The sequence below is a fragment of the Pseudomonas sp. YH-1 genome, assembly GCF_051990045.1.
GTDB classification, from domain to species: domain Bacteria; phylum Pseudomonadota; class Gammaproteobacteria; order Pseudomonadales; family Pseudomonadaceae; genus Pseudomonas; species Pseudomonas nicosulfuronedens.
Genome location: NZ_CP178184.1, coordinates 5,295,831 through 5,320,012, shown reverse-complemented (window position 1 = coordinate 5,320,012; position 24,182 = coordinate 5,295,831). Strand labels below are relative to the sequence as shown.

The 24,182-nt window shown below is 64.5% G+C and carries 21 protein-coding genes, 4 tRNA genes and 1 pseudogene; 14 read left to right on the top strand and 12 right to left on the bottom strand.

Annotated features, from left to right (window positions below):
* Positions 1-6: 6 nt before the first annotated feature.
* Positions 7-1,227: a winged helix-turn-helix domain-containing protein gene (locus ACKI1H_RS24220; protein ID WP_440466606.1), complete on the top strand. Its 1,221-nt coding sequence runs from the start codon at positions 7-9 to the stop codon at positions 1,225-1,227.
* 34 nt (positions 1,228-1,261) lie between these two features.
* Here the strand turns inward: ACKI1H_RS24220 and ACKI1H_RS24215 are convergent, their stop codons facing one another.
* Both ACKI1H_RS24215 and ACKI1H_RS24210 read right to left on the bottom strand, forming a co-directional pair.
* On the bottom strand, positions 1,262-2,023 hold the full coding sequence (locus ACKI1H_RS24215; RefSeq protein WP_138521858.1) for a M48 family metallopeptidase: 762 nt from the start codon (positions 2,021-2,023) through the stop codon (positions 1,262-1,264).
* A 129-nt stretch (positions 2,024-2,152) separates the two neighbouring features.
* The gene (locus ACKI1H_RS24210) at positions 2,153-3,499 is read right to left on the bottom strand and encodes a class II 3-deoxy-7-phosphoheptulonate synthase (protein WP_440466605.1); all 1,347 of its coding nucleotides are present in this window, start codon (positions 3,497-3,499) and stop codon (positions 2,153-2,155) included.
* Positions 3,500-3,929: 430 nt separating this feature from the next.
* Here ACKI1H_RS24210 and ACKI1H_RS24205 point away from each other — a divergent pair, with 430 nt between their 5' ends.
* A complete protein-coding gene (locus ACKI1H_RS24205; RefSeq protein WP_138521854.1) occupies positions 3,930-4,691 on the top strand; it encodes a spermidine synthase in 762 nt (253 codons plus the stop codon).
* An 18-nt stretch (positions 4,692-4,709) separates the two neighbouring features.
* Here the strand turns inward: ACKI1H_RS24205 and ACKI1H_RS24200 are convergent, their stop codons facing one another.
* From ACKI1H_RS24200 to ACKI1H_RS24190, 3 genes are all read right to left on the bottom strand, one after another.
* Positions 4,710-6,377 carry a ShlB/FhaC/HecB family hemolysin secretion/activation protein gene (locus tag ACKI1H_RS24200; protein WP_440466604.1) on the bottom strand — a complete coding sequence of 556 codons (1,668 nt, stop codon included), beginning with the start codon at positions 6,375-6,377 and terminating at the stop codon, positions 4,710-4,712.
* An 87-nt stretch (positions 6,378-6,464) separates the two neighbouring features.
* The gene (locus ACKI1H_RS24195; RefSeq protein ID WP_440466603.1) at positions 6,465-8,117 is read right to left on the bottom strand and encodes a collagen-like triple helix repeat-containing protein; all 1,653 of its coding nucleotides are present in this window, start codon (positions 8,115-8,117) and stop codon (positions 6,465-6,467) included.
* Positions 8,118-8,375: 258 nt separating this feature from the next.
* Positions 8,376-9,167 carry a crotonase/enoyl-CoA hydratase family protein gene (locus tag ACKI1H_RS24190; protein WP_138521848.1) on the bottom strand — a complete coding sequence of 264 codons (792 nt, stop codon included), beginning with the start codon at positions 9,165-9,167 and terminating at the stop codon, positions 8,376-8,378.
* A gap of 302 nt (positions 9,168-9,469) precedes the next feature.
* On the opposite strand from ACKI1H_RS24190, the pseudogene ACKI1H_RS24185 reads away from it, so the two are divergent.
* Positions 9,470-11,202, top strand: a pseudogene (locus ACKI1H_RS24185) (DEAD/DEAH box helicase).
* Between the two features lie 162 nt (positions 11,203-11,364).
* Here the strand turns inward: ACKI1H_RS24185 and ACKI1H_RS24180 are convergent.
* Entirely contained in the window at positions 11,365-12,135 is a 771-nt protein-coding gene (locus tag ACKI1H_RS24180) for a DODA-type extradiol aromatic ring-opening family dioxygenase (RefSeq protein ID WP_138521844.1), read from the bottom strand.
* Between the two features lie 252 nt (positions 12,136-12,387).
* Between ACKI1H_RS24180 and ACKI1H_RS24175 the strand changes: the two genes are divergently transcribed.
* Both ACKI1H_RS24175 and ACKI1H_RS24170 read left to right on the top strand, forming a co-directional pair.
* Positions 12,388-12,582 carry a hypothetical protein gene (locus ACKI1H_RS24175; protein ID WP_440466602.1) on the top strand — a complete coding sequence of 65 codons (195 nt, stop codon included), beginning with the start codon at positions 12,388-12,390 and terminating at the stop codon, positions 12,580-12,582.
* 11 nt (positions 12,583-12,593) lie between these two features.
* Positions 12,594-13,250: a thiopurine S-methyltransferase gene (locus tag ACKI1H_RS24170; RefSeq protein ID WP_440466601.1), complete on the top strand. Its 657-nt coding sequence runs from the start codon at positions 12,594-12,596 to the stop codon at positions 13,248-13,250.
* A 55-nt stretch (positions 13,251-13,305) separates the two neighbouring features.
* Here the strand turns inward: ACKI1H_RS24170 and htpX are convergent, their stop codons facing one another.
* The 3 genes from htpX to ACKI1H_RS24155 form a co-directional block, all read right to left on the bottom strand.
* On the bottom strand, positions 13,306-14,181 hold the full coding sequence (htpX, locus tag ACKI1H_RS24165; RefSeq protein WP_138521839.1) for a protease HtpX: 876 nt from the start codon (positions 14,179-14,181) through the stop codon (positions 13,306-13,308).
* 172 nt (positions 14,182-14,353) lie between these two features.
* Positions 14,354-14,794: a hypothetical protein gene (locus ACKI1H_RS24160; RefSeq protein WP_138521837.1), complete on the bottom strand. Its 441-nt coding sequence runs from the start codon at positions 14,792-14,794 to the stop codon at positions 14,354-14,356.
* A 28-nt stretch (positions 14,795-14,822) separates the two neighbouring features.
* Complete coding sequence (locus ACKI1H_RS24155; RefSeq protein WP_138521835.1) at positions 14,823-16,034, bottom strand: pyridoxal phosphate-dependent aminotransferase; 1,212 nt, start codon at positions 16,032-16,034, stop codon at positions 14,823-14,825.
* 291 nt (positions 16,035-16,325) lie between these two features.
* Here ACKI1H_RS24155 and msrB point away from each other — a divergent pair, with 291 nt between their 5' ends.
* The 3 genes from msrB (at position 16,326) to ACKI1H_RS24140 (ending at position 17,872) form a co-directional block, all read left to right on the top strand.
* Positions 16,326-16,721 carry a peptide-methionine (R)-S-oxide reductase MsrB gene (msrB, locus tag ACKI1H_RS24150; RefSeq protein ID WP_045211413.1) on the top strand — a complete coding sequence of 132 codons (396 nt, stop codon included), beginning with the start codon at positions 16,326-16,328 and terminating at the stop codon, positions 16,719-16,721.
* A 198-nt stretch (positions 16,722-16,919) separates the two neighbouring features.
* Positions 16,920-17,402 carry a glutathione peroxidase gene (locus ACKI1H_RS24145; protein WP_017516977.1) on the top strand — a complete coding sequence of 161 codons (483 nt, stop codon included), beginning with the start codon at positions 16,920-16,922 and terminating at the stop codon, positions 17,400-17,402.
* The gene (locus ACKI1H_RS24140; RefSeq protein WP_440466600.1) at positions 17,402-17,872 is read left to right on the top strand and encodes a MarR family winged helix-turn-helix transcriptional regulator; all 471 of its coding nucleotides are present in this window, start codon (positions 17,402-17,404) and stop codon (positions 17,870-17,872) included. Before ACKI1H_RS24145 ends, ACKI1H_RS24140 begins: the two co-directional genes overlap by 1 nt.
* Before the next feature lies 1 nt (position 17,873).
* Here ACKI1H_RS24140 and ACKI1H_RS24135 read toward each other — a convergent pair whose 3' ends face one another.
* A complete protein-coding gene (locus ACKI1H_RS24135; RefSeq protein WP_425049013.1) occupies positions 17,874-20,255 on the bottom strand; it encodes an ATP-binding protein in 2,382 nt (793 codons plus the stop codon).
* A gap of 108 nt (positions 20,256-20,363) precedes the next feature.
* Here ACKI1H_RS24135 and ACKI1H_RS24130 point away from each other — a divergent pair, with 108 nt between their 5' ends.
* Both ACKI1H_RS24130 and ACKI1H_RS24125 read left to right on the top strand, forming a co-directional pair.
* Positions 20,364-21,260, top strand: coding sequence for an ATP-binding protein (locus ACKI1H_RS24130; protein ID WP_440466599.1), 897 nt, complete (start codon positions 20,364-20,366; stop codon positions 21,258-21,260).
* The gene (locus tag ACKI1H_RS24125) at positions 21,257-21,739 is read left to right on the top strand and encodes a GAF domain-containing protein (protein WP_440466598.1); all 483 of its coding nucleotides are present in this window, start codon (positions 21,257-21,259) and stop codon (positions 21,737-21,739) included. The genes ACKI1H_RS24130 and ACKI1H_RS24125 overlap by 4 nt, the downstream gene beginning before the upstream one ends.
* Positions 21,740-21,798: 59 nt before the next feature.
* On the opposite strand, the gene ACKI1H_RS24120 is transcribed toward ACKI1H_RS24125, so the two are convergent.
* Complete coding sequence (locus ACKI1H_RS24120; protein ID WP_440466597.1) at positions 21,799-22,461, bottom strand: glutathione S-transferase family protein; 663 nt, start codon at positions 22,459-22,461, stop codon at positions 21,799-21,801.
* A 48-nt stretch (positions 22,462-22,509) separates the two neighbouring features.
* Positions 22,510-23,280: a hypothetical protein gene (locus ACKI1H_RS24115; RefSeq protein WP_138521823.1), complete on the bottom strand. Its 771-nt coding sequence runs from the start codon at positions 23,278-23,280 to the stop codon at positions 22,510-22,512.
* 215 nt (positions 23,281-23,495) lie between these two features.
* Here ACKI1H_RS24115 and ACKI1H_RS24110 point away from each other — a divergent pair.
* The 4 genes from ACKI1H_RS24110 (at position 23,496) to ACKI1H_RS24095 (ending at position 23,959) form a co-directional block, all read left to right on the top strand.
* Positions 23,496-23,571: transfer RNA gene (locus ACKI1H_RS24110), tRNA-Glu, on the top strand.
* Positions 23,572-23,573: 2 nt separating this feature from the next.
* Positions 23,574-23,649: transfer RNA gene (locus ACKI1H_RS24105), tRNA-Gly, on the top strand.
* 84 nt (positions 23,650-23,733) lie between these two features.
* Positions 23,734-23,809, top strand: a tRNA-Gly gene (locus ACKI1H_RS24100).
* Between the two features lie 74 nt (positions 23,810-23,883).
* A tRNA-Gly gene (locus ACKI1H_RS24095) sits at positions 23,884-23,959 on the top strand.
* Positions 23,960-24,182 lie beyond the last annotated feature (223 nt).

The window sequence follows — 24,182 nt, the reverse complement described above, 5'->3', positions numbered from 1 at the left end:
TCCACGATGCCGACCGTCGAATCCCTGTCCCTCAAGCAGGCCCGCCGCCTCGTCCTGGCCGCGCAGGGATTTACCCTGCGCAAGCCCGGCGGTGAGGTGCAACGCCGCCATGTGCGCAGCCTGCTGGAACGCCTGGGCGTCCTGCAGATCGACTCGGTGAATGCGCTGGTGCGCTCGCACTACCTGCCTTTGTTCTCGCGGCTGGGCAACTACTCGACAACGCTGCTGGAAGAGGCTGCCTGGAGCGGTGGACGGCATCGCCGGCTGTTCGAATACTGGGGGCATGAAGCCTCATTGCTGCCGCTGGAGCTCTACCCGCTGATGCGCTGGCGCATGCGCCGCGCGGCCGAGGGGCGTGGCATCTATCAGCAACTGGCGCGCTTCGGGCGCGAGCAGCAACCGGTGATCCAGCGGGTGCTTGAGGCCGTACGCGAGCGAGGTGCGCTGGGCGCCGGCAGCTTGACCACTCGTGAAGAGCGCGCCGGCCCCTGGTGGGACTGGAGCGACGAGAAGCATGCGCTGGAGTGGCTGTTCGCCGCGGGTGAGGTGACGGTCGCCGGCCGTAAGGGTTTCGAGCGACTTTACGATTTGCCGGAGCGTGTATTGCCGTCAGTGCTGCTGAACCAACCCGAGCCGAACGAGGCCGAAGCGCAGCGCCAGTTGCTGCTGCATTCGGCACAGGCGCTGGGCGTGGCCACTGAGAAGGACTTGCGCGATTACTTTCGCCTGGACCCCGCCGACAGCAAGGCACGCCTGGCCGAGCTGGTGGAGATGGGCGAGCTATTGCCGGTGCAGGTCCAGGGCTGGCAGACGCCGGCGTACTGCCTGGCGGATTCCGTTATTCCTCGCCGGGTGCGCGCCAGTGCCTTGCTCTCGCCGTTCGATTCGCTCGTCTGGGAGCGCGCCCGCACCGAGCGACTGTTCGACTTCCGCTACCGCCTGGAGATCTACACGCCGCAGCACAAGCGCGTTTATGGCTACTACGTGTTGCCCTTCCTGTTCGACGAGCGCCTGGCTGCGCGGGTCGATCTGCGCTCGGATCGCGCCTCCGGAAAGCTGGTGGTGCATGCCGTCCATGAAGAGGAAAAGGAGCTGGGCGAAGAGGGACATGCCGCATTGGCGCAGCAACTGGGCGAGATGGCGAACTGGTTGGGGCTGGAGCGGGTGGCGGTGAATTGCCGGCGGCCGTCCGGCGAGCGGCTGCAAGGGTTGCTGGCGCAGGCCTGAAAAGAAACGGGCCTCCGAAGAGGCCCGTCCGCGATCACTTGCCGCTGGCGATGCGCTGGCGGATGTGGTCCGCGCGCTGCTGCGAGCCGGGGTGGGAGTCGAACATGCTGCTCTCCTGGCCGCCGCTCAGCTTGGCCAGCTTGTCGAAGGCGGTGGCCAGACCTTCCAGCGGGATGCCGCGCTTCTTCAGCAGGTCGAAGGAGTAGTCGTCGGCCGCCGATTCCTGGGACTGGGAGAACTGCGCATTGACCAGCGCTTCGCCGATCTCGCCCAGCTGCGACTGCGACAGCGCGGCCACGGTGCTGTTGCCGGCGGCGGAAGCGGCGGTGCGCGCGGCAGCCACGCCATAGGCGGCCTGGGTGGCTTTCTTGATGTGGCCCAGGGCGACGTGACCGATCTCGTGGCCGAGCACGCCTTCCACTTCGTTGTCGTTCATCAGGTCCATGAGGCCGGAGTATACGCGCACGCAGCCGTTGGCCATGGCGAAGGCGTTGATGTCGTCGGTAAGGTAGACCTTGTAGTTGATCGGGGTGCCGGTGAGCGGATTGCCCAGGGCGGCGGCGATCTTGTCCAGGCGCTGGGTATAGGGGCTGGACGCGGGCGCGATCTGTGCTTCGGCATCCTGCTTGGCGCAGGCTTCGTCGGCGACCTGCTTGATCTCGGCGTCGCTCAGGGTGGCGGCCTTCATGGCCATCATGCCCGATTGCATGAGGCTGTCGGTGTTGACGTTCTGGCAGCCGGAGAGGGCGGCGCTGGCGCCGATCAGGAGGGCGAGCAGGGAGCGTTGCAGTTGCATTGGAATCTTCCTTGGTTGACGGTTTCCATGGCGCGGCGGCTGCCGCGCGGGGCGCCACTCTAGGTAGGCGCCCCGATACCGTCAATTGCGGGAAGTGGTTTTAGGACTGCTCTGAGACCCGTGTCGGATTCAGCGACGAACCTGTTTCAGGGTTTCCGCGATCAGGAAGGCCAGCTCCAGCGACTGGTCCGCGTTAAGGCGCGGGTCGCAGTGAGTGTGGTAGCGGTCGCTCAGGCCATCCTCGGTGATCGGCCGCGCGCCGCCGATGCACTCGGTGACGTTCTGCCCGGTCATCTCGATGTGGATGCCGCCGGCGTAGCTGCCCTCGGCCTGGTGCACTTCGAAGAACTGCCGGACCTCGGTGAGGATACGGGCGAAATCGCGGGTCTTGTAGCCGCTCGAAGCCTTGATGGTATTGCCGTGCATGGGGTCGGAGCTCCACAGCACCTGCTTGCCCTCGCGCTGCACGGTCTGGATCAGGCGCGGCAGGCCGTCGCCGACCTTGTCCGCGCCCATGCGCACGATGAGGTTGAGGCGGCCGGGATCGTTGTCCGGGTTGAGGATGTCGATCAGGCGGATCAACTCCTCGCTGTCCATGCTCGGGCCGACCTTCACGCCGATGGGGTTGCCGACGCCGCGCAGCATTTCAACGTGGGCGCCGTCGAGCTGGCGGGTGCGGTCGCCGATCCACAGCATGTGCGCCGAGCAGTCGTACCAGCCGCCGGTGAGGCTGTCGCGGCGGATGAAGGCTTCTTCGTAGTTCAGCAGGAGCGCTTCGTGGGCGGTGAAGAAGCTGGTTTCGCGCAGCTGTGGCGCAGTGTCCAGGCCGCAGGCGCGCATGAAGGCGAGGGTCTCGTCGATACGGTCAGCCAGCTGCTGGTAGCGCTCGGACAGCGCCGAGTTGGCGATGAAGTCGAGGTTCCACTGGTGTACCTGGTGCAGGTCGGCGAAGCCACCGCCGGCGAAGGCGCGCAGCAGGTTCAGCGAGGCGGTGGACTGGTGGTAGGCCTGCAGCAGGCGTTCCGGGTCCGGCACGCGGCTCTTCTCATCGAAGCCGATGCCGTTGACGATGTCGCCGCGGTAGGCGGGCAGGGTCACGCCAGCGATGGTTTCGTCACCGGAGGAGCGCGGCTTGGCGAACTGCCCGGCCATGCGCCCGACCTTCACCACCGGGCAGCCGGCGGCGAAGGTCATCACCACGGCCATCTGCAGCAGCACCTTGAAGGTGTCGCGGATCTTCGCTGCGGAGAACTCGGCGAAGCTTTCGGCGCAGTCGCCGCCCTGCAGCAGGAAGGCACGGCCGCCGGTGACCTCGGCAAACTGCCGGCGCAGTTCGCGCGCCTCGCCGGCGAACACCAGCGGCGGGAAGCTGGCCAGGGTGCGCTCGACTTCGCTCACGCGGTGGGCGTCGGGGTAGGCGGGCTGTTGCTGGATCGGCTTGCTTCTCCAGCTATCGGGGCTCCAGGGCAGGCTCATCGGCGGGGTCTTCGCGGCTGTGGACGGTGTCCGCCCATGGTATCAGCTCGGCTTTTCCCGCGCGTGGTGGTGGCATGTGAAGAGGGGGGGACATCCTTGTCCAGGGGAACACGTGTTGATGGTGCTTTGGGTTAATGGGGCCTGGTAGCGCAATCAGCTGCCCGCACAGCCTGTGTGGGTGTGCAAGGGCTGGAACTCGGGCGGAAGAGGGTGGCGTTTGGCGGGAGCGTGAAAGCGTTGTGCTGGCGCATGCTCGGTTGTGCCTCTTGGGCTGTTATTCTTGCGGCTTTGCTGACCGGGCGGTCGTGGCGGGCCGTCTTGATTCGAAGGATTATTGCGTGCGCGAGCCCCTGTATTTCAATGGCAATCCGTGCCGTTCGCCGTTCCCGGCGGACCGCATTGTCACGGCTGTTTCTGCCCGGAGCCGGTCATGAGCGAGGAGCTGTTGAGCGAAGAGCTGCTGATCGTCGAGGAGCGCGATGACTTCGGCGTGATCCGCGTCGTGGAGAGCGGCGCGTTCCGCTACCTGGAGTTCGGCGACGAAGTCGAGCAGAGCTGCGTGCTGATGGGCGATCCGAGCTGGCTGGAGTACGACTACTCGCGCGCCATGCTGGTCGGTGCGCTGTGCCATTCCCGACCGCGCCGCGCGCTGTTTCTCGGCTTCGGCGCGGGCAGCCTGACCCAGGCCTGCCTGAAGTACCTGCCGCTGGAAGAGGTGGAGGCCATCGAGCTGCGCCCATCCATTCCTCGCCTGGCTCGTGAGCACCTGGGGCTTGTGGAAGACCAGCGTCTGAACCTGCGTATCGGGGATGCCGTGCAAGAGCTGGCCGAGTGCGAGCCGGCGGACCTGATCTTCCTCGATCTCTACACCGATACCGGGCCGGCGCCAGCACATATTGGCTGGGAATTCCTTGGAGCCTGTCGCGAGCGCCTGCGGCCGGGCGGCTGGCTGGTGATCAACCAGTGGAGCACCGATGATGGTCGGCCGCTGGGCGCTGCGCTACTGCGCGGACGCTTTCACAGGCACTACTGGGAATGCCCGGTGCCCGAGGGCAACGTGATTGTCTTCGTCCCTGCCGACCTGGACCAGGAGCTGAACCTGCGCGGTCTGAAGAAACGCGTTGGCCAGCTCGAACCGAAGCTGGGTTATTCCCTGCGCACCTACATCGAGTCACTGCGCCCGGCGCAGTGACTCGATGTAGGTAATCTCTCAGGGAATCTGGTAGCTGAAGGCGAAATTCAGCCGCGGGCTGCGTTCGTTGTTGTCCAGCGCACGGTCGCCAAAGGGCTTGGCGACCTCCATCGACACCAGGTAGTGCTTGCGGTTGGAGAAGCGCACGCCCAGCGCTGCCGAGCCGAGCTTGCCTTCGCTCAGGCCGTCCTGGTTGTAGCGGGTGCGCGCGGTGTCGACGACGAAGTAGGGCTGGATCTGGTTGAGCACCATGCCCTGCCGCAGGAAGGAATAGTTCACCTCGTAGGAGGCGCCCCAGCCCTTGTCGCCGCTGGCCTGGTCGTCCGGATAGCCGCGGCCGAAGTTGCTGCCGCCATAGGTGACCTGCTCGGAGTCGGGCAGCACGTCGTCGCTCCACTGGAAGGCGGCCGTGACCACGCCCTGCCAGTTGGAGCCGAACTGGTCCTGCTGCGCGCCAAAGCCGAGCAGGCGGGTGAAGTTCTTCTTGATCGGCTCCGGCGCCTCCGCGCCCATGCCGTTCAGCCCCTGGTAAACCGCCACGCTGCCGGCACGCACGCGCTTCTCGGCGAACTGCTGGACGACGGTTTCGATCCCCACCACGCGCAGCTTGCTCTTCTGTTCGATGCGGAAGGGGATGGCCGGATAGACCAGGTCGTAAGTGCTGGTGTCGTTGACCGTGTAGCCGCGCAGGTTGAGGTCCCAGGTCAGGTCGCGGCGCAGCACCAGCGGGATGCCCAGGCCGGCGCTGACCCGCTCGTTCTGCCGCTTGCGTTCGAACTCCAGGCCACTGGCCAGGCGCAGGTTTTCGCCGGGGCGAGAGTTGTACTTGCTGTAGCCGGCCAGCAATTGCAGGCCGTTGTCGCCCAGCAGCTGGCTGTAGTTCCAGGCGCGGTAGTACTCGTGGTCGTCGCCCGGCGGGTAGAGGTAACTGAACTGCAGTTGCTCGCCCCAGCCGAGCATCGACATCACTTCGGCGTTGAACAGCCCACGTTGCTCACCGCGGCGTGAGTCGAGGTTCATTCCGGTATCGAAGCGCTTCTGCTTGCCGGCCAGTTCCAGCACGGCGCCGCCATCGCTGGTGGTGGGTGGGTTGAGCGCCATGGCCATCTGCATGCCGGGCACCCGGCTCATCAGCACGCTGAAGCGCTCGAAACTCTCGCGGGTCAGGGGCTTTTCTGCCTTCAGTTTCTCGATCCAGCGGTCCACGCGCATCTGGTGTACGCCCAGGTCGCCCGCGGCGCGGACCTGGCTGATGTGGCCCTCGACCAGCACGATGCGCGCGACGCCGCTGCGGAAGTCCTGATTGGGCACGTAGGCGAAGGAGATGAAGTAGCCGTCGTCCTGGTAGCGTTGGGTGATGGCCTTGGCCGCCGCCACCAGTTCGCTGACCTGGATGGTGCGCTTGGTCAGGGGTTCCAGCAGGGGTTTCCAGGTCTCGACGGGATAGTGCTTGCCGCCAGCCAGCTCGATGCGCTTGATGCGGATGCGCTGCTGGAGTATCTGGGCGGGCTGGGTGGCCGAAGGTTCTGGCGCGGTGACCTTGGGGGCCTTGGGGCGAATATCGCCGCCGGGAAGGTTGGGGCGGGGGAGGGTCTGTTCGATATCGGAGCCGGGAAGCTGGATCGGGCGCTCGGCCCAGGCAAAGGGTGCAGCCAACAACAGGGGAAGGACAGCGAGTCTGCGCATCTGGCTCCTCCATGAGACCGACTTTCTTATTAAAAGACCAGGAGCCGTGGGCGGCTCCTGGTTACTACAGTATGGGCGTAATTCGGATTATTGCTTTGGCGTACCGATCGCCAATCCACCGCCCAGTCCGCCAGTCACACTACCCAGCGCGCCACCCACGGCGCCCAGCGTGTTGCCCAGCAGGCCTCCCTGACCGCTGGTACCGCCAGTCGTACCGGCGCCAGCTCCGACCGCCACGCCCGAACCCTGGGTGTTGCTGCCGATGCCTACGCCCGCCCCGGCGACCAGGCCGCCGCCACCGGTGAGGCTGCTGGTCACGCCGCCGACGGTGCCGGCAACTCCGTTGACCAGGCCGCCTACCGGGTTGCTGCCGCCAGTGGCGCCGCCGAGAGAGCCGGTGAGGCCGCCGACAGCACCGGTCACGCCGCTGACCAGGCCGCCGACCGGATTGCTGCCGCCGGTGGCGCCGCCCAGAGAGCCGGTGATGCCGCCGACAGCACCGGTGACGCCGCTGACCAGGCCGCCGACCGGATTGCTGCCGCCGGTGGCACCACCCAGAGAGCCAGTGATACCGCCGACTGCACCGGTCACGCCGCTGACCACGCCGCCAACCGGGTTGCTACCGCCGGTGGCGCCACCCAGTGCGCCGGTGATGTTGCCGAGCAAGCCGCCGCCCGGGGTGCTGCCATTGACCAAGCCGCCGGTGGCACTGACTGCCTGACCCGCATCGCTGACGATTCCGCCGACCGGTGCCAGCGCCGGATTCGCACTGGCTACTTGGTTGCCTGTCTGGGTCACAACACCGCCGACGGTGGTCAACAGGTTGTTCACCGGCGTTCCCAGTCCGGTGGCGGCGCCGATGCCGCGAGTGGTTCCTTCGACCTTGCCGACCAGTCCGGCGGTGGTGCCGCTGAGCTGGGTAGTCAGTTGGCTCAGCGGGCCGGTGGTGACCGCGCCACTGAGAGAGTCGCCGAGCATGGTGATCTTGCCGCCGACACCATCGACCAGTCCGCCGACCTGGCCGGTCAGGCCGTTGAGCGGGGTGTTGGCCAGCACCGGCGCATCACCGATGGCGGCCACGGTATCGCCCAGGCTGCTGACTGCGCCGCCGGTGTGGCTGACCAGACCAGTGGCGCCGGCGACAGTGGTGCCGATGGCATTGGGATTGTTGCCCAGTTGGCCGAGGCCATTGGTGACGCCGCTGCCGACGCTGTCCACACCAGCGCCGACTTCCTGGACCAGGGTGCCGGCGTTCTGCGTAACGCCATTGCCCAGCACGGGCAGGTCGACTGTTTTCACCACGGCGCCGACGGTGCTGACTGTGTCGCCGACATTGGAAACCGCTTCGCCGGTGTTGGTCAGAATGTTGCCGGTGGTGCTGGCTGGCGGAGTGGTGCCGCCGCCATCGGTACCGCCGCCGTCCGTGCCGCCACCACCGGTTCCGCCTGTTCCGCCGGTGCCACCAGTGCCGCCTGTTCCGCCGGTACCACCGGTTCCGTCGGTGCCACCCGTCCCGCCGGTGCCACCGGTTCCCCCAGTACCGCCGGTACCGTCGGTACCACCCGTACCACCGGAGCCGCCAGTACCGCCGGAACCATCGCCGCCCGAACCGCTGTCGGCGGGTTGTTCCGAGCTGCTGCCGGAAGAGTGGTGGCTGCTGCCGCCCTTGCTGCTGCAACCCTGCAGGGAGAGAGCGACGACGAGAAGCGAAAGTGCGAAGACACGGATCGGGCCTGACATAGCGAATTCCTCCATGAGAACGTCAGCCAGCGTGCGTCCCGGTCGGTATTCCGGCGAGCCGCTGAGCTGCTCTGGAGTCAGTTCTAGAGGTGTTTTTTCAGGCGCGAAATTGGAACTTGTATATAGCCGTTTTGTGTTTCGCAGGTCTTTGAATCAGAAGGAAAAACTAAAGGATTATGGCGACTTGCCAGGCGTTTTTAATACCTTGGATATAGCGCTTTTAGCACGATGGTTCAGCTTGGCGTTTTCCCGGTCCGTTCATTTGCCCTGGAATCGGCCTTCGCGGCGCTCGAGCATGGCGTTCAGGCCCTCCTGCGCATCCTCGGTGGACAACAGTTCGCTGGCCATGGCCGGCAGCAGTCGCGCCGCCGCTTCCTCACCTTCATCGAGACTGCGGCGCGCGGAAGCCAGGGTGGCGCGGATGCCCAGTGGCGCCTGGGCGGCAACTCGCTGGGCGAGCCAGAGTGCGCGGGGCATCAGCTCTTCCGGCGCAGTGACTTCCTGCACCAGGCCGATGCGATACGCCTCGTGGGCGTCGAACGGATCACCGGTGAGCAACCAGCGCATCGCGTTGCCCCAGCCGGCCACCTGGTGCATGCGTAGCGTGGCGCCGCCGAAGGGGAAGATGCCGCGCTGCACTTCGAGCTGGGCGAAGCGTGCATTGCTGGCGCACAGGTTGATGTCGGCGGCGAGCATCAGCTCGATACCCAGGGTGAAGCAGTAGCCCTGTGCGGCCACCAGCAGTGGCTTGGTGAGGCGCCGGCCGCCGAAGGTACCCCAGGGGTCGGCGGAGCCGGCGGGCATGGTCCAGCCGGTGCGGAAGGTCTCGCCGATGTTGGCCAGGTCCAGGCCGGCGGTGAAGTGATCACCGTGTGCGAATACCAGGGCGCAGCGCAGTTCGTCGTCGCGCTCGTATTCGCCGAAGGCCAGCACCAGCTGAGTGAGCATCTCCAGGTCGAAGGCGTTACGCTTGTCGACCCGGTTCAGGCCGAGCAGCAGGACGTGGTCATGGCGTTCGACAGTGATGCGTGGTTCGCTGCTGGCGGTCATCGGCGGGCTCCGGTCAGGTGGCTTGCACGGTATAGCCGGCAGGGACGGGGTTGTCCACGGAATGACCGTTCGCCGGGCATGTTCCGAAAAGAAACACATTGGTCAGGATTTTCCGGTATGATACGCGCCGGCCAAACGCTGGCCTCGTTTCGGATCCCGCATTTTTCCGCAGCTTCAGGCTCGGTCTGTGTGTCCGCAGTGCGGACTTCCTTGACGCATTCTTCCAATCTTCATTTCGCAAATCCCCGCTTCCAGCTGCCTGGGTGACTTCATTGTCGTACAGGGCATGCGCAGCTCGGCTATTGGGTCTTTGCGGATGTACTTAGAGGCAAAACCCATGACCCAGGAAACCGCCGGCTTCGCCGCGCTCGGTATTCACCCCAGTATTCTCGCTGCCATTGCCGCTGTCGGTTATGAAGAGCCGTCGCCGATCCAGGCCCAGTCGATCCCGGTGATCCTCGAAGGCCACGACATGATCGGCCAGGCCCAGACCGGTACCGGCAAGACCGCCGCCTTCGCACTGCCGCTGCTGTCGAAGATCGAACCGAGCCGCCGCGTTCCGCAGGTGCTGGTGCTGGTGCCGACCCGCGAGCTGGCTCTGCAGGTTGCTACCGCTTGCGAAACCTACTCCAAGCAGATGCCGGGCGTCGGCGTCGTCGCCGTCTACGGCGGCGCCCCCATGGGCCCGCAGCTGAAGGCCCTGCGCCAGGGCGCCCAGGTTCTGGTCGCCACCCCGGGCCGTCTGTGCGACCACCTGCGCCGCGACGAGAACCTGCTGTCCACCGTTGAGCGCCTGGTCCTCGACGAAGCGGACGAGATGCTCAAGCTCGGCTTCATGGATGACCTCGAAGTGATTTTCGAAGCCATGCCGGCCAGCCGCCAGACCGTGTTGTTCTCCGCGACCCTGCCGGCCTCGATCCGCAGCATCGCCGAACGCCACCTGAAAGAGCCCAAGCACGTCCGCATCGCTGCCAAGACCCAGACCGTCGCCCGCATCGAACAGGTTCACCTGATGGTCCACGCCGATCAGAAGCCGGCTTCGATCCTGCGCCTGCTGGAAGTCGAGCAGTTCGACGCGCTGATTGGCTTCGTCCGTACCAAACAGGCCACCCTGGACATCGCCGAGCTGCTCGAGCGCCAGGGCTACCGTGCCGCCGCGCTGAACGGCGACATGCCGCAGGCGCAGCGTGAGCGCGTGATCGAATCGCTGAAAGATGGCTCGCTGGACATCGTCATTGCCACCGACGTCGCCGCCCGCGGCCTCGACGTGGCGCGTATCACCCACGTACTGAACGTGGACATGCCCTACGATCCGGAATCCTACGTACACCGTATCGGTCGTACCGGCCGTGCCGGTCGTGAAGGCCGCGCCCTGCTGTTGGTAACGCCGCGTGAGCGCCGCATGCTGCAGGTGATCGAGCGCGTGACCGGTCAGAAGGTCGGCGAAGTACGCCTGCCGGACGCCGACACCGTCCTCGAAGCGCGCCTGAACCGCCTGGCCACCGGCCTGCAACCGCTGCTCGCCAACGCCGTTGCCAACCGTGGCGCCGTGCGTGACGAGCTGTGCCGTCGCCTGGGTACCGACATGGACACCCTGGCTGCCGTGCTGCTGGCCAAGCTGACCGAAGGAAAGGCGCTGGACCTGGAATCGGTTCGCCGCGAACAGCCGCTGACCCCGGCCGCCCCGCGTGAGCGCAGTGACCGTTACGAGCGCAGCGAGCGTGGCGATCGCCCCGAGCGTGGTGATCGTCCGGAGCGTAGCGGCGCACCCCGCACGATGGCTCCGCCGTCGGAAGGCAAGGCCCGTTGTCGTACCGCCCTGGGCGCCCGTGATGGCGTGCAGGCGAAGAACCTGCTGGGCGCCATCCTCAACGAGGGCGGCCTGTCCCGCGAGGCCATCGGCCGCATCCAGATCCGCGAGACCTTCAGCCTGATCGAGCTGCCGGAAGAGAACCTCGACCGTCTGCTGACCAAGCTCAAGGACACCCGCGTCGCTGGCAAGGCTCTGCGTCTGCGTCGTTACCGCGAAGACTGATCCGTCAGTCCCCGCGCATGAAAAAGCCCCGCCATTGGCGGGGCTTTTTCGTTTCCAGTATCGGCCGATGGATGTCCTGTAGGAGCGAGCTTGCTCGCGAACGGCCTGACGCCGGCGTCGCCTGGGAAATATTCGCCAGCAAGCTCGCTCCTACAAAGAACCTCAGCTGAAGCGGTAGATATCCATCCCCAGCGCGCCGAGGGTAAATCCGGCGTGCTCGACCGTCATCGCCGAACCGCCCGCGCCACGGGCGAAGTACAGCGGCAGCAGGTGCTCATCGCGCGGGTGGTTGCGCACCGCGTGCGGCGCCTGCTGGCGGTAGTCGAACAGGGCGGCTTCGTCATTGGCCTCCAGGTGCTGCACCATCCAGTCGCGGAAAGCCTTGGCCCAGGGAGTGATGACCTCGGGGCCGGCATGCCAGTCCAGCTCGCCCAGGTTATGGGTGATGCTGCCGGAGCCGATCAGCAGGATGCCTTCCTCGCGCAGCGCACGCAGGGCCGCACCGATGCGGTGCTGCATGGGCGCACCGAGTCGGCTGGGCAGGGACAACTGGACGACGGGGATATCGGCGTCCGGGTACATCAGGCTCAGCGGCACCCAGGCACCGTGGTCCAGCGGGCGGTCGGGATCCAGGGTGGCCGGCAGGCCGTCCTCGGCCAGCAGTTCGACGACGCGGCGGGCCAGCTCCGGGGAGCCGGTGGCCGGGTACTGCACGGCATAGAGCTCGGGCGGGAAGCCGTAGAAGTCGTGCCAGGTGTCCGGCTTGGGCGATGCGGTAACGCGCAGGTCCGGGGTTTCCCAGTGGGCGGAGACCACCAGGATGGCTTTCGGACGTGGCAGCTCGCGGGCCAGGCGCTTCAGTGGCGCATCGCTGGCGCCGGGGTCCAGGGCCAGCATGGGGGAGCCGTGGGAGATGAACAGGGCAGGGAGCATGGCGAACCTCACTACTTGAATGCCTTTATGTTCATCCGAATAAAGATCGAAATCCAGTATAGGTTTTTGAATCTAATAATCGATATTATCGATTATTTTCTCGTGCTCATTCCCTTGAGGCGCATCGCTGTGGAATTGCCAACTCGGTTGCAGAGTCACGGAGCCAGTTGCCCAAGAGCGCTTTGGCAGGATGTCGGTCGGATGATGCGTTAGAGTTTGCGGAAATTTCCGAAACGAATGGCGAATTCGGCTATGCAGCAAGTTGAACAAGTCCTGGTGCTCGAGATCGGCGATTGCCTCCGCCTGGAAGACGGCACCGAGATCTGTGTGCAGCGGGTTCGTGGTGATCAAGTACGGCTGAAGATCCTCGAAGCCGGAGAGAGTCCACGCGAGCGGCGCGGTGCCTGGTGGCGCTGGTTGTTGCCGCGTGCGATGCGCAGTGTTTGAACAGGTGACCTATGCAGCATGAATTCTGGCAGTCGCGCTGGGCGCGCAATGAAATCGGCTTCCATCAGCAAGCGGTGAACCCTGCTCTGCAACGGCACTGGCCGAACCTGGAGTTGCCCGAGGAAGCGCAGGTGCTGGTGCCGCTGTGCGGCAAGAGCCTGGACATGCTCTGGCTGGCGCAATGGGGTTACCGTGTGCTGGGTATCGAATTGGCCGAGCGGGCCGCCATCGACTTCTTCGCCGAACTGGGTGTTACGCCGCAAATTACCCGGGAGGGCGCGCTGCGCCGCTACAGCTATGAGCGCCTGGAGATTCTCCAGGGTGATTTCTTCGACGTCACTGCCGAGCAGGTGGCCGGCTGCAGCGCCTTGTACGACCGCGCAGCGCTGATCGCCTTGCCGCCAGACTTGCGCGCCGACTATGCCGTGCATCTTCAGCGCATCGTGCCGCGTCAGGTGCGAGGGCTGCTGGTCAGCCTGGAGTACCCCCAGACCGAGATGGATGGCCCGCCGTTTGCCGTGTTGGCGGATGAGGTGCACAGGCTCTTCGTCGAGGGCTGGGACGTCGAGGAGGTGGAGCGCCTGGACGTGCTGGCGGAAAACCCGAAGTTCCTCAAGCGTGGCGTCAGCCATCTGGATGAAGTGGCGTTTACGCTGCGTCGCGGCTGAATCGAAGGCAAGAAAAAGGGCGACCCTTGGGTCGCCCTTTTTCTTGCCTTGAAGTTTAGCGGCCAGCGGCGCGCAGGGCTTCGATGCGGTCTTCCAGCGGCGGGTGGCTCATGAACAGGCCGGCGAGGCCGTGCTTGAGGTTGCCGTTGATGCCGAAGGCCTGCAGGGAGTCGGGCATCTGCACCGGCACACCCTGTTCGGCGCGCAAGCGTTGCAGGGCCGCGATCATCGCGCCGGTGCTGGCCAGGCGTGCGCCGGCTTCGTCCGCACGGTATTCGCGCTTGCGCGAGAACCACATGACGATGATGCTGGCGAGCACGCCCAGTACCAGCTCAGCGAAGATGGTTGCGACGAAGTAGCCGATGCCCGGACCGTCTTCGTTCTTCAGGATGACCTTGTCGACGAAGTTGCCGAAGATGCGTGCGAAGAACATCACGAAGGTGTTCACCACGCCCTGGATCAGTGCCAGGGTGACCATATCGCCGTTGGCCACGTGGCCGATCTCGTGGGCCAGCACGGCTTTCACTTCTTCAGGGGAGAAGCGCTCCAGCAGGCCCTGGCTGACCGCAACCAATGCGTCGTTCTTGTTCCAGCCGGTGGCGAAGGCGTTGGCTTCGTAGGCGGGGAAGATACCCACTTCCGGCATCTTGATGCCGGCCTCGCGGGACAGCTCTTCCACGGTCTGCAGCAGCCACTGCTCGTGGCGGGTGCGCGGCTGGCTGATGATCTCGGTGCCGGTGCTCATCTTCGCCATCCACTTGGAGATGAACAGCGAGACCAGGGAGCCGGCAAAGCCGAAGACGGCACAGAAAATCAGAAGGCTACCGTAATTCTGGCCGGTGAAACGGTCCACGCCGAGCAGTTTCAGGGTGATGCTGGCGATCACCAGAACTGCCAGGTTGGTGGCCAGGAACAACAGGATGCGCATCATGGCGTAAAGCTTCTCCTCACGGTGACATTGGCGAAAACCGCATGGGAACGCGGCTTTCCGGATCGCCGGGCACAGTCATGCACGGGATCGCTGAATAGTATGCGGGGTATATACGGTTGGCCCCGAGGCGATTCAACTCGGGGACTATTTCAACTTGTGTCGCTCGCCCCTGTTACAGGCGCCCCGAATCGCTCTCGAAGAGTAGACGGGTCAGTCGCGCGATGCGTTCCCCGTGCCGGCTCGCCAGTGCCTCGCGCAGCTGGTTGGCCAGCGTGGCCTGGTCGCGGCGCACGCTGGGCGGCAGTTCCTCGCCGTCGCGCACGGCGTGGGGAACGATGCGGGTCAGGCGCATGAAGGCCTTTTCGCTGAGCACCGCCTGGTCCAGCGCTTCGTAACGAATGGTTGCCTCGAAGCGCAGATAGCCTTCATCGGCCAGCCACAGCAGCGCGCCCAGGCAACTCTGGTGGCGGGTACTGGGCAGGCCGAACTCGTCGGGCTCTTCCCGGCCGATCAGGTCCTCGACGTAGAGGGCGATCTTGCGCGGAAAGGCCTGGTAGAGCGTGAGCAGGCCGGAGGCGGCATCCTTGTAGAAGTCGTCGATCTGCAGGTCCATTTATGCGCTGGGATTCACTGGCGATGATTTATTGGCGATAGCTTTTCAGGAAGTTACCGATGCGGCCGATGGCCTGTTCCAGGTCATCGAGACGGGGCAGGGTAACCACCCGGAAGTGATCCGGCCAGGGCCAGTTGAAAGCGGTGCCTTGAACGATGAGCAACTTCTCGGAAAGCAGCAGATCGAGGACGAATTTTTCGTCGTTGTGGATCGGGCAGATCTTCGGATCGATGCGCGGGAAGGCATAGAGCGCGCCCATGGGCTTCACGCAGCTGACGCCGGGAATGTCGTTGAGCAGCTCCCAGGCGCGGTTGCGTTGTTCCAGCAGGCGCCCACCCGGCAGCACCAGGTCGTTGATGCTCTGGTAGCCGCCCAGTGCGGTCTGGATCGCGTGCTGGCTCGGCACGTTGGCGCACAGGCGCATGTTGGCCAGGATATCCAGGCCCTCGATGTAGCTCTGCGCTTTGTGCTTGGGACCGGAAATGGCGATCCAGCCGGAGCGGAAGCCTGCCACGCGGTAGGACTTGGACAGGCCGTTGAAGGTCAGGCAGAGCACGTCCGGCGCCAGGGAGGCGGTGGAGATGTGCTGGGCCTCGTCGTAGAGGATCTTGTCGTAGATCTCGTCGGAGAAGATCACCAGATTGTGCTGGCGCGCCAGTTCGACGATGTCCAGCAGCACTTCCTTCGAGTAGACCGCGCCGGTGGGGTTGTTCGGGTTGATCAGCACCAGGGCCTTGGTGTTGCTGGTGATCTTCGCCTTCATGTCGGCGACGTCGGGGAACCAGCCGGCCTGCTCGTCGCACAGGTAGTGCACCGGCTTGCCGCCGGAGAGGGCGACCGAAGCGGTCCACAGTGGGTAGTCGGGCGCCGGGATCAGCACCTCGTCACCGTTGTTGAGCAGCGCCTGCAGGGCCATGACGATCAGCTCGGACACGCCGTTGCCCAGGTAGATGTCCTCGATGCCGACGCCTTCCACCTGCTTCTGCTGGTAGTACTGCATCACCGCCTTGCGCGCGCTGAACAGGCCCTTGGAGTCGCTGTAGCCCTGGGCGGTCGGCAGATTGCGGATGACGTCCTGGAGGATTTCGTCCGGCGCCTCGAAACCGAACGGCGCCGGGTTGCCGATGTTCAGCTTGAGGATGCGGTGGCCTTCCTCTTCCAGGCGTTTGGCGTGCTTGAGCACGGGCCCGCGAATGTCGTAGCAGACGTTGGCGAGCTTGTTCGATTTGGTGACCTGCATGATCTGGGATTCCGAAATAGTCCGCGGCCGGCGACTTGGCAGGCTGTAACGCGGGTGACAGACTGGCGTCAAATGAGCGGTTCGGAAGTGCTTTTCCCTGGTGTCGACCCTGAAAATCGACAGGAAAACAGTGGAATTCTCGAAAAATTAGAGCTTTTAAGGCTTTTCTATCGCGAGAATGTCTCTGTGCGGCAGATTCTGAACCTGACGTTAACCACGCGCATCATACGTGCGGCCCGATTCCCGGAAAAGGAGGTATCGGGCATTTTTTCCATTAATGGAGGCAGATCGATGGAAAAGCTGGAAAAGCCCCTGGACTCCTGGCGTGACGAACTCACCGACGAGCAGTTCCATGTCTGCCGTCTGGGCGGCACCGAGCGTGCCTTCACCGGCGAGTATCACGACACCAAGACGCCCGGCATCTACCACTGCGTGTGCTGTGGCACCGCGCTGTTCGACTCCGACGCCAAGTACGACTCCGGCAGCGGCTGGCCGAGCTACTTCCAGCCGGTGAACGGCGAGGTGGTCAAGGAGCTGGAAGATTTCAGCCACGGCATGCATCGCATTGAAGTGCGGTGCGGCAAGTGTGATGCGCACCTGGGCCATGTCTTCCCTGACGGCCCGCGGCCGACCGGGTTGCGCTACTGCATCAACTCGGCATCCTTGAAGCTGGTGCCGAAAGCGTGATTCCAGGGCCCGCCACCGAGCGGGCCTTTTCTTTTGGCGGTTGCGTTTCGTAGGAGCGAGCTTGCTCACGAGCCAGCCTGATCGGGTTGTTGCCGGATGTCCTGTCATTTCTCTGGGTGATTCGTGATCAATTGAATTGCGCGCAATTTAATTGATCACTACTCTTGAGTTTCCCACTTTCCACTGGAGCCATCTGCGATGAGCGATGCACTGCTGAACATTCCCGTGACCACCATCAAGGGCGAACAGAAGACCCTCGCCGACTTCGGCGGCAAGGCCCTGCTGGTGGTGAACACCGCCAGCCAGTGCGGCTTCACTCCGCAGTACAAGGGGCTGGAGAAGCTCTGGCGGCAGTACAAGGACAAGGGCCTGGTGGTGCTCGGCTTCCCCTGCAACCAGTTCGGCAAGCAGGAGCCAGGCAACGAAGGGGAGATCACCCAGTTCTGCGAGCTGAACTTTGGCGTGAGCTTCCCGCTGTTCAAGAAGATCGACGTCAACGGCGCCGAGGCCCACCCGCTCTATGTGCAACTGAAGAAGCGCGCCCCCGGTCTGCTGGGCAGCCAGGGCATCAAGTGGAACTTCACCAAGTTCCTCATCGGCCAGGATGGCAAGGTGATCAAGCGCTTCGCCCCGACCACCAAGCCCGAGCAACTGTCCGCCGAGATTGAAGCGCTGCTGTGATGAAAGACGCTGTCTCCCTGCCGGCCGAACTGCAGCTGGACAACCAGCTGTGCTTCCGCCTGTACGCCGTGTCCCGCGCGGTGATCCGCGGCTACCGGCCGATGCTCGAGGCGCTCGGCCTGACCTACCCGCAGTACCTGGCCATGCTGGTGCTCTGGGAGTGGCAGGCCGAATCGCCGTCGCAGCCGTCGGTGAAGGCGCTCGGTGAGCGCCTGATGCTTGATTCCGGCACCCTCACGCCGCTGCTCAAGCGCCTGGAGCAGCTAGGCCTGGTGCAGCGCCGCCGTGCGCTGCATGACGAGCGCGAAGTACACCTGGGGCTGACCGCGCAAGGGCTGGCATTGCGCGAGAAGGTGCTGCCGCTGCGAGAGGAATTGCTGTGCCGCAGCGGTATCGACCTGAGCGTCACCGACGGCTTGCGCGAGCAGTTGGACGGTTTGCTGCTGCAGTTGTCGAAGCTGGACGCCTGACTCAGCCGCGCAGCGGTTGCGCGGCCCAGCGTTCGAGGATGGCCGCCAGTTCGTCGCGGTGGAAGGGCTTCGCCAGGTAGTCGTCCATGCCGGCAGCACGGCAGCGTTCGCGTTCGTCCGGGAGAGCATTGGCGGTCAGGGCGATCACCGGCAGGTCCGGCCAGCGGCCGCTCTCGCGGATTTCGCGGGTGGCCTGGTAGCCGTCCATCACCGGCATGTTGCAGTCCATCAGTACCAGGTCGAACTCGGCGCCGTCGAGCTGCTTCAGCGCCTCTTCGCCGTTGATGGCGATGCCTACCTGACAGCCCAGCTTCTGCAGCAGGCCGCGCGCGACCAGCTGGTTGACCGGGTTGTCTTCCACCAGCAGCACGCGGGCGGAAAATTGCCCCTGTGAGGTCGCGCCAGTCGTTTTTGATACAGGCAGCGGCTGGTGTTCGAAGGCCTGCTTAAGCGCTTGGTAGAGCACCGCGCGAGACAGTGGCCGCGCCAGTTGTCGCAAGGGCGCGAGGCGCTGGGCCATCTCGGGCTCAAGGAAGTTGCCATAGGCCGTCACCAGCAGCACCGGCTTGGTCACGTTCTGGCGCAGGCCGATCAGGCAGTCCGGGCAGTCCGAGAGCAGCGCGTCCAGTTCCACCCCGGCCAGGCTGGCATCGATGTCCAGGCGCTGATAGTCCACGCCCCATTCCGCCAGCCAGCTCTGCAGCAGCGCGGCCAGCCCGCTGCTGGCCGCGCATTGCACGACGAGCTTGCCGTTCAATTTCGCCAGCGGTTGTGCCGGCTCCAATGTCTGCAGGGGCAGGGTGACGATGAACTCACTGCCCAGGCCCGGCTCCGAGGTGACGCTCAGCTCGCCCTTCATCGCCTCGCAGAGCTTGCGGGTCAGCGCCAGGCCCAGCCCGGTTCCGCCGTACTGGCGGGCGATGCCGGCGTCGGCCTGGGTGAAAGGCTGGAAAATCTTCTGCAGAGCCTCGGGTGCTACGCCGATTCCGGTGTCGCGCACGCTGATGCGGACACCTTGCTCCTGGATTTCGGCACCCAACGGGTCGACACGCACGTCCACACGCCCGAGACGGGTGAACTTGAGGGCATTGGACAGCAGGTTGCTGACCACCTGGCGCACGCGCGTCGGGTCGCCGGAGAGCTGCGCCGGCAGTTGCGGGCTGATCAGGCAGGTAAGTTCCACGGCTGGGCCAGCGTTCTGCGAGAGCAGGCTGGCGGTGTCTTCCACCAGGGTGCCCAGATCGAAGGGGATCTGCTCCAGCTCCAGTTGGCCGGCCTCGAACTTGGACAGGTCGAGTACGTCATTGAGCAGTTCCACCAGCACCTTGCCCGAGTCATGGGCGATGGAAAGCTGCTGGTGCTGTTCAGCGGTCAACGGGCCATCCAGCGCCAGGCCGAGCATGCCCAGCAGGCCGTTGAGCGGGGTGCGGATCTCGTGGCTCATGTTCGCCAGGAAGCTGCCTCGCGCCTGGGCCATGGCCAGGGCTGTCTGCCGCGCCTGCTCCAGCTCCTGGTTGGAGAGTGTCAGGCGTGCGTTGGCCGCCTTCAGTTCGGCGGTGCGCGCGGCGACGATGCTTTCCAGTTCTTCCAGGTACTGGGTCAGGCGGTCTTCGGCTTCGCGGCGCTGTTCCATTTCCACCGAGATGCGATTGAGCTGGCGGTTGGTGACCTCCACCAGCACGCCGATCTCGTCGCGTTCATGGCCGCGCGGGCAAGGCAGGCGCAGGCGCGAGGGCGAGCGCGGGTCATGGCGGGAGAGGGCGTCGATCAGGCTCACCAACGGCTTGGTCAACAGTGCGTAGAAGAGCACCAGCAGGATCAGCGAGAGCATCAGGCTGCGCACGAAGCCGGAGAGGAAGGTCATCCCGGCGCGGCGCAGGAAGTCGTTGCCGAAGACGAAGGTGTCGATCTCCAGACGCAGCACGCCAAGGGATTCTGCCGGTGCGTGCTCGACGAACAGCGGTTCCTCGTAGGAGCGCTGCTCGCCGAAGAGGAAGTCGCTGAGGCCGCGCAGATGGCTTTCCGCCGGCGGCCGGTCTGCGCTGGCCAGGGGCACGTTGGCATTATCGATGATCTCGGCGCGGATCACCGCGGGCGAGCGCAACAGGCCCACGACCAGTTCCTGGGCCAGTTCGGCGTCGATGTTGTAGGCGATGCGCGCGGCGGGGTTGTGGCTGACATCCAGCAGGGCGCGCACTTCGCGGTTGATGGAGGCGTCCTGGCTGGCATAATCGACGCCTACCTGGATGAGGCTGAGCAAGGTGCCCAGGATGAACGCCACCAGCACTGTCAGGCTGGCCTGCTTGAACGAGAGGCGATGTGTAAGCGCAATATCCATGGTTGCGGAGCGTCGCCTCGCAGAAGCTTTCCTGCGGCGTAGCATAGCCCATCGGAACCGTCTGTCGGGATAGTCCGGCGACGAAGAAATTCCCGGGCCTGCATTCGAAGAACTGCGTCCGGAGACTTATCCCTGGTGCGCTTGGAGACTCACGTGGATTCCCGTCTGAATGATTTTCTCGCCCGCGCCGAAGCGCTGATGGTGCGCCTGGAGCCTTTGCTGCCCGCTGTCCGCGAAACCGTGGACTGGCAGCAGAGCCTGGCGGCGCGCTGGCACCGTGACGGCCGTAGCGGTTATCTGCAACCGCTGAAGGTCAGTCTCGACTTGCGCCTGGACGATCTGCTGGGCGTCGACCGGCAGCGCGAGCAGCTGGCGCGCAACACACGGCAGTTCGTGGCTGGCCAGCCGGCCAACCATGCATTGCTGTGGGGCGCCCGTGGCACTGGCAAGTCCTCGCTGGTGCGCGCGCTGCTGGCAGAGTTGGCCGGTGAAGGGCTGCGCCTGATCGAGATCGAGCGCGACCACCTGGCCGACCTGCCGCGTGTGGTCGAGCAGATTCAGGGGTTGCCGCAGCGCTTCGTGCTGTTCTGCGATGACCTGTCGTTCGACGCGGGCGAGGGCGATTTTCGCGTCCTCAAGAGCGTGCTCGACGGCTCGCTGGAGCAGGCGCCGGATAACGTATTGCTGTATGCCACTTCCAATCGTCGTCATCTGGTCTCCGAAAAGCAGAGCGACAACGAGAACTGGAAGATGGTCGATGGCGAGTTGCACCCCAACGAAGCCGTCGAAGACAAGATCGCCCTGTCCGACCGATTCGGCCTCTGGCTGTCCTTCTATCCCTTCACCCAGGAACACTTCCTCAGTGTGGTGCGCCACTGGGTCGAGGTACTCGCGCAGAAATCCGGGCTCGCCGCCTGGGCCTGGGACGAGGCGCTGGAGAAGGAAGCCATCCGCTGGGCGCTCGGGCGCGGCAACCGGAATGGCCGCTGTGCTTATCAATTCGCCCGCTACTGGGTGGGCCGACAATTGCTGGAAGGAGACACCCCATGATCGATCTGCAACAGGCCGGCGCCGGCCTTGACGGCTACGCGCTGCTGGCCGCCCAGGCGGAGTCACTGTTCGCCGACGAGCGCGACTTCATCGCCAACGCCTCGCAGTTTTCCGCGTTCCTGTTCAACGAGCTGCCGGACCTGAACTGGGCCGGCTTTTACCTGAACCGCAACGAAGAGCTGGTGCTCGGCCCCTTCCAGGGCAAGGTCGCCTGCGTACGCATTCCCTTCAGCAAGGGCGTGTGCGGCGCCGCAGCGCGCACCCGTGAAACCCAGCGTGTGGAAGACGTGCACGCCTTCCTCGGCCACATCGCCTGCGACAGCGCCTCCAACAGCGAGCTGGTGGTGCCGCTGGTGAAGGAGGGACGCCTGATTGGCGTGCTGGACCTGGACAGCCCGACGGTCGGCCGCTTCAGCGCGCAGGACCAGGCCGGTATCGAGCGCCTGGTGGAGATTTTCCTGCGCCTGTCCGACTGCTGACAGTTCGCCGGTAACAAAAAGCCCCGCCTAGGCGGGGCTTTTTCATTGCGGGCACAGGTTCAGCGCTTGGCCATGATCTTGGCGATGATCTGCAGTTCGCCCTGGACGATCTCGGCCAGGGCAGGGCGGGTCAGGGTGCGCTCGAAGTGCGCGGCCAGCTTCGGCCAGCGCTGGGCATCCAGCTCTTCCTCGCCGTGACGCAGGTTCACCAGCTGGCAGGCGATGGCGATGTCGGCGAGGCTGAAGCGGTCATCGATGAACCACTGCTGTTCGCCCAGGCACTTCTCCAGGTACTCGAAGTGCTCCGGGAGTTTCTCCTGCATGGCGCCTTTCACCGCCACTTCATCGCAGACCTTGCCCATCAGCGGCTTGAGCAGGCGGTTGCGGAACACCGTGAAGGTGGTCAGCGGGGCCAGTTCGTAGTCGGCGTACTTTTCCAGCCAGTTGATCCGCGCGCGGGACTCGGCGCCTGTGCCGCACAGCGGAGCGCGCTGCGGGTCACGGTCTTCCAGGTAGTGGCAGATGACGCTGGAGTCGGCGAGGGTGAAGTCGCCGTCGCGAATCGCCGGCACGCGGCGCAGCGGGTTCAGTTCGCGGTACCAGTCCGGCTGGTTGAACGGGTTGACGTTCTCCAATTGGTAGTCGAAGCCTTTCTCGGCCGCGAACAGGCGGACTTTGCGGACGAAGGGGGACAGTGGGGCGCCGAAGACGACGAGGCTCATGCAAGGCTCCTGGGGCGAAGGTGGCCGGGGTGATGGTTCGACGGCGGATCAGTCGTAAAGGTTCTTCTTCTTCCAGATATCGTCTTCATCCAGCGCCTTGAGGCCGTCGCCCAGTTCGCTTTGCTCATCGGCAGCAGGCTGGGAAGTTTCCAGCACCAGGGCGTTGGCGTGGGCCAGCTGGGCTTCCATCTGCTTGAGCTGCGCCTGGTAGCGGCCGATCTCCGGTTGCTTCTGCAGGTATTGCGCGCCGCGCTCGAAGGCCAGGCGCGCCTGCCGCGGTTGGCCCTGCTGCAGCGCCTGCTGGCCGAGGTTGCCGAAGAACTCTATATGGAGGAGGGTGAGCAGGTGGCGGATTTCCTTCACCCACTTCTGTGCTTCGGCGCGCGGCAGCATGTTGTCCTGGGCGCAGCGGGTGAGCTGGGCATGCAGCGCTTCGAAGAGGAAGCGCACGTCCTTGGCCTTTGCCTCGGTGAGGATCGGCTGCGGCGCATTCTTGACCGGTATGGCTTCGCCCTTGGCGACCAGACCGCGCAGCTCTTCCATGCGTTGCTTGAGCGCGGGGTTCTGTTTATCGACGGCCAGCAGGCGTTCGCTGAGATTCAGCTCGAAGCCGCTGAGCAGCAGCTTCAAGGCCGGGGACATGAATTGGCCGGGTAGGGACTCGGAAACATCGGCGCAGCGCCGGCAGCGGTCGGACAGGTCGGCCTTCAGGCGCGCCTGTTCCAGCTTGCGGTTTTCCACCAGATGATTGATGTAGCCGATGGCGACCAGCAGGGCGATACCGACGAGAACCAGGACCGTAATGACGATTGGCGACACCGTGGAGTGCTCCGGATGTTTTCCGCGAGTGTAATGTCTTAGTGATACTGCTGATAGCGGCAGCTCAGTTTTTACTCAGAAGTCTTTGATTTAAAAAATATTTCTCTTGAGGGTTGACTACCTTCCAAAGCGTCCCTAGAATGCGCGCCACTTCGACGCGAAACGCAGAACTTGCCGGAACGACGAAGTCGGAAAGATGTTAAGTTCCGGGCCGCGTCCCCTTCGTCTAGTGGCCTAGGACACCGCCCTTTCACGGCGGTAACAGGGGTTCGAGTCCCCTAGGGGACGCCATTGCGGGAATAGCTCAGTTGGTAGAGCACGACCTTGCCAAGGTCGGGGTCGCGAGTTCGAGTCTCGTTTCCCGCTCCAGATTCTCGATCATCGCCACGGCGGTGACCGAAAGATGAAATGGCGTTACCCTTCGGCGAAAGCTGAAGGTTGCAACAAGTTGCTGCGGGAATAGCTCAGTTGGTAGAGCACGACCTTGCCAAGGTCGGGGTCGCGAGTTCGAGTCTCGTTTCCCGCTCCAAAATCGAAGCGCCGTCCATCAGGACGGCGTTTTCGTTAACCTCCGGCGAAAGCTGAAGGTTACAGCAAGTTGATGCGGGAATAGCTCAGTTGGTAGAGCACGACCTTGCCAAGGTCGGGGTCGCGAGTTCGAGTCTCGTTTCCCGCTCCAGAATCGAAACGCCGCCCATCAGGGCGGCGTTTTCGTTTGTGCGGCGGAAAGTCTGGCGCCGACCTTCATCGGATTTCTCCGGCCCGAACTCCCTCTGACAGTTCTGCACGCTCCCGTCCTTGAAGTGCCCGCAACCGGGTAGCTTCCGTCGCCGTGCGCGTGCGAAACCATTCGCGCGACTGCATTAAAGAAGATTCTGACGCAGTGCTGAGGGGAATCCCGT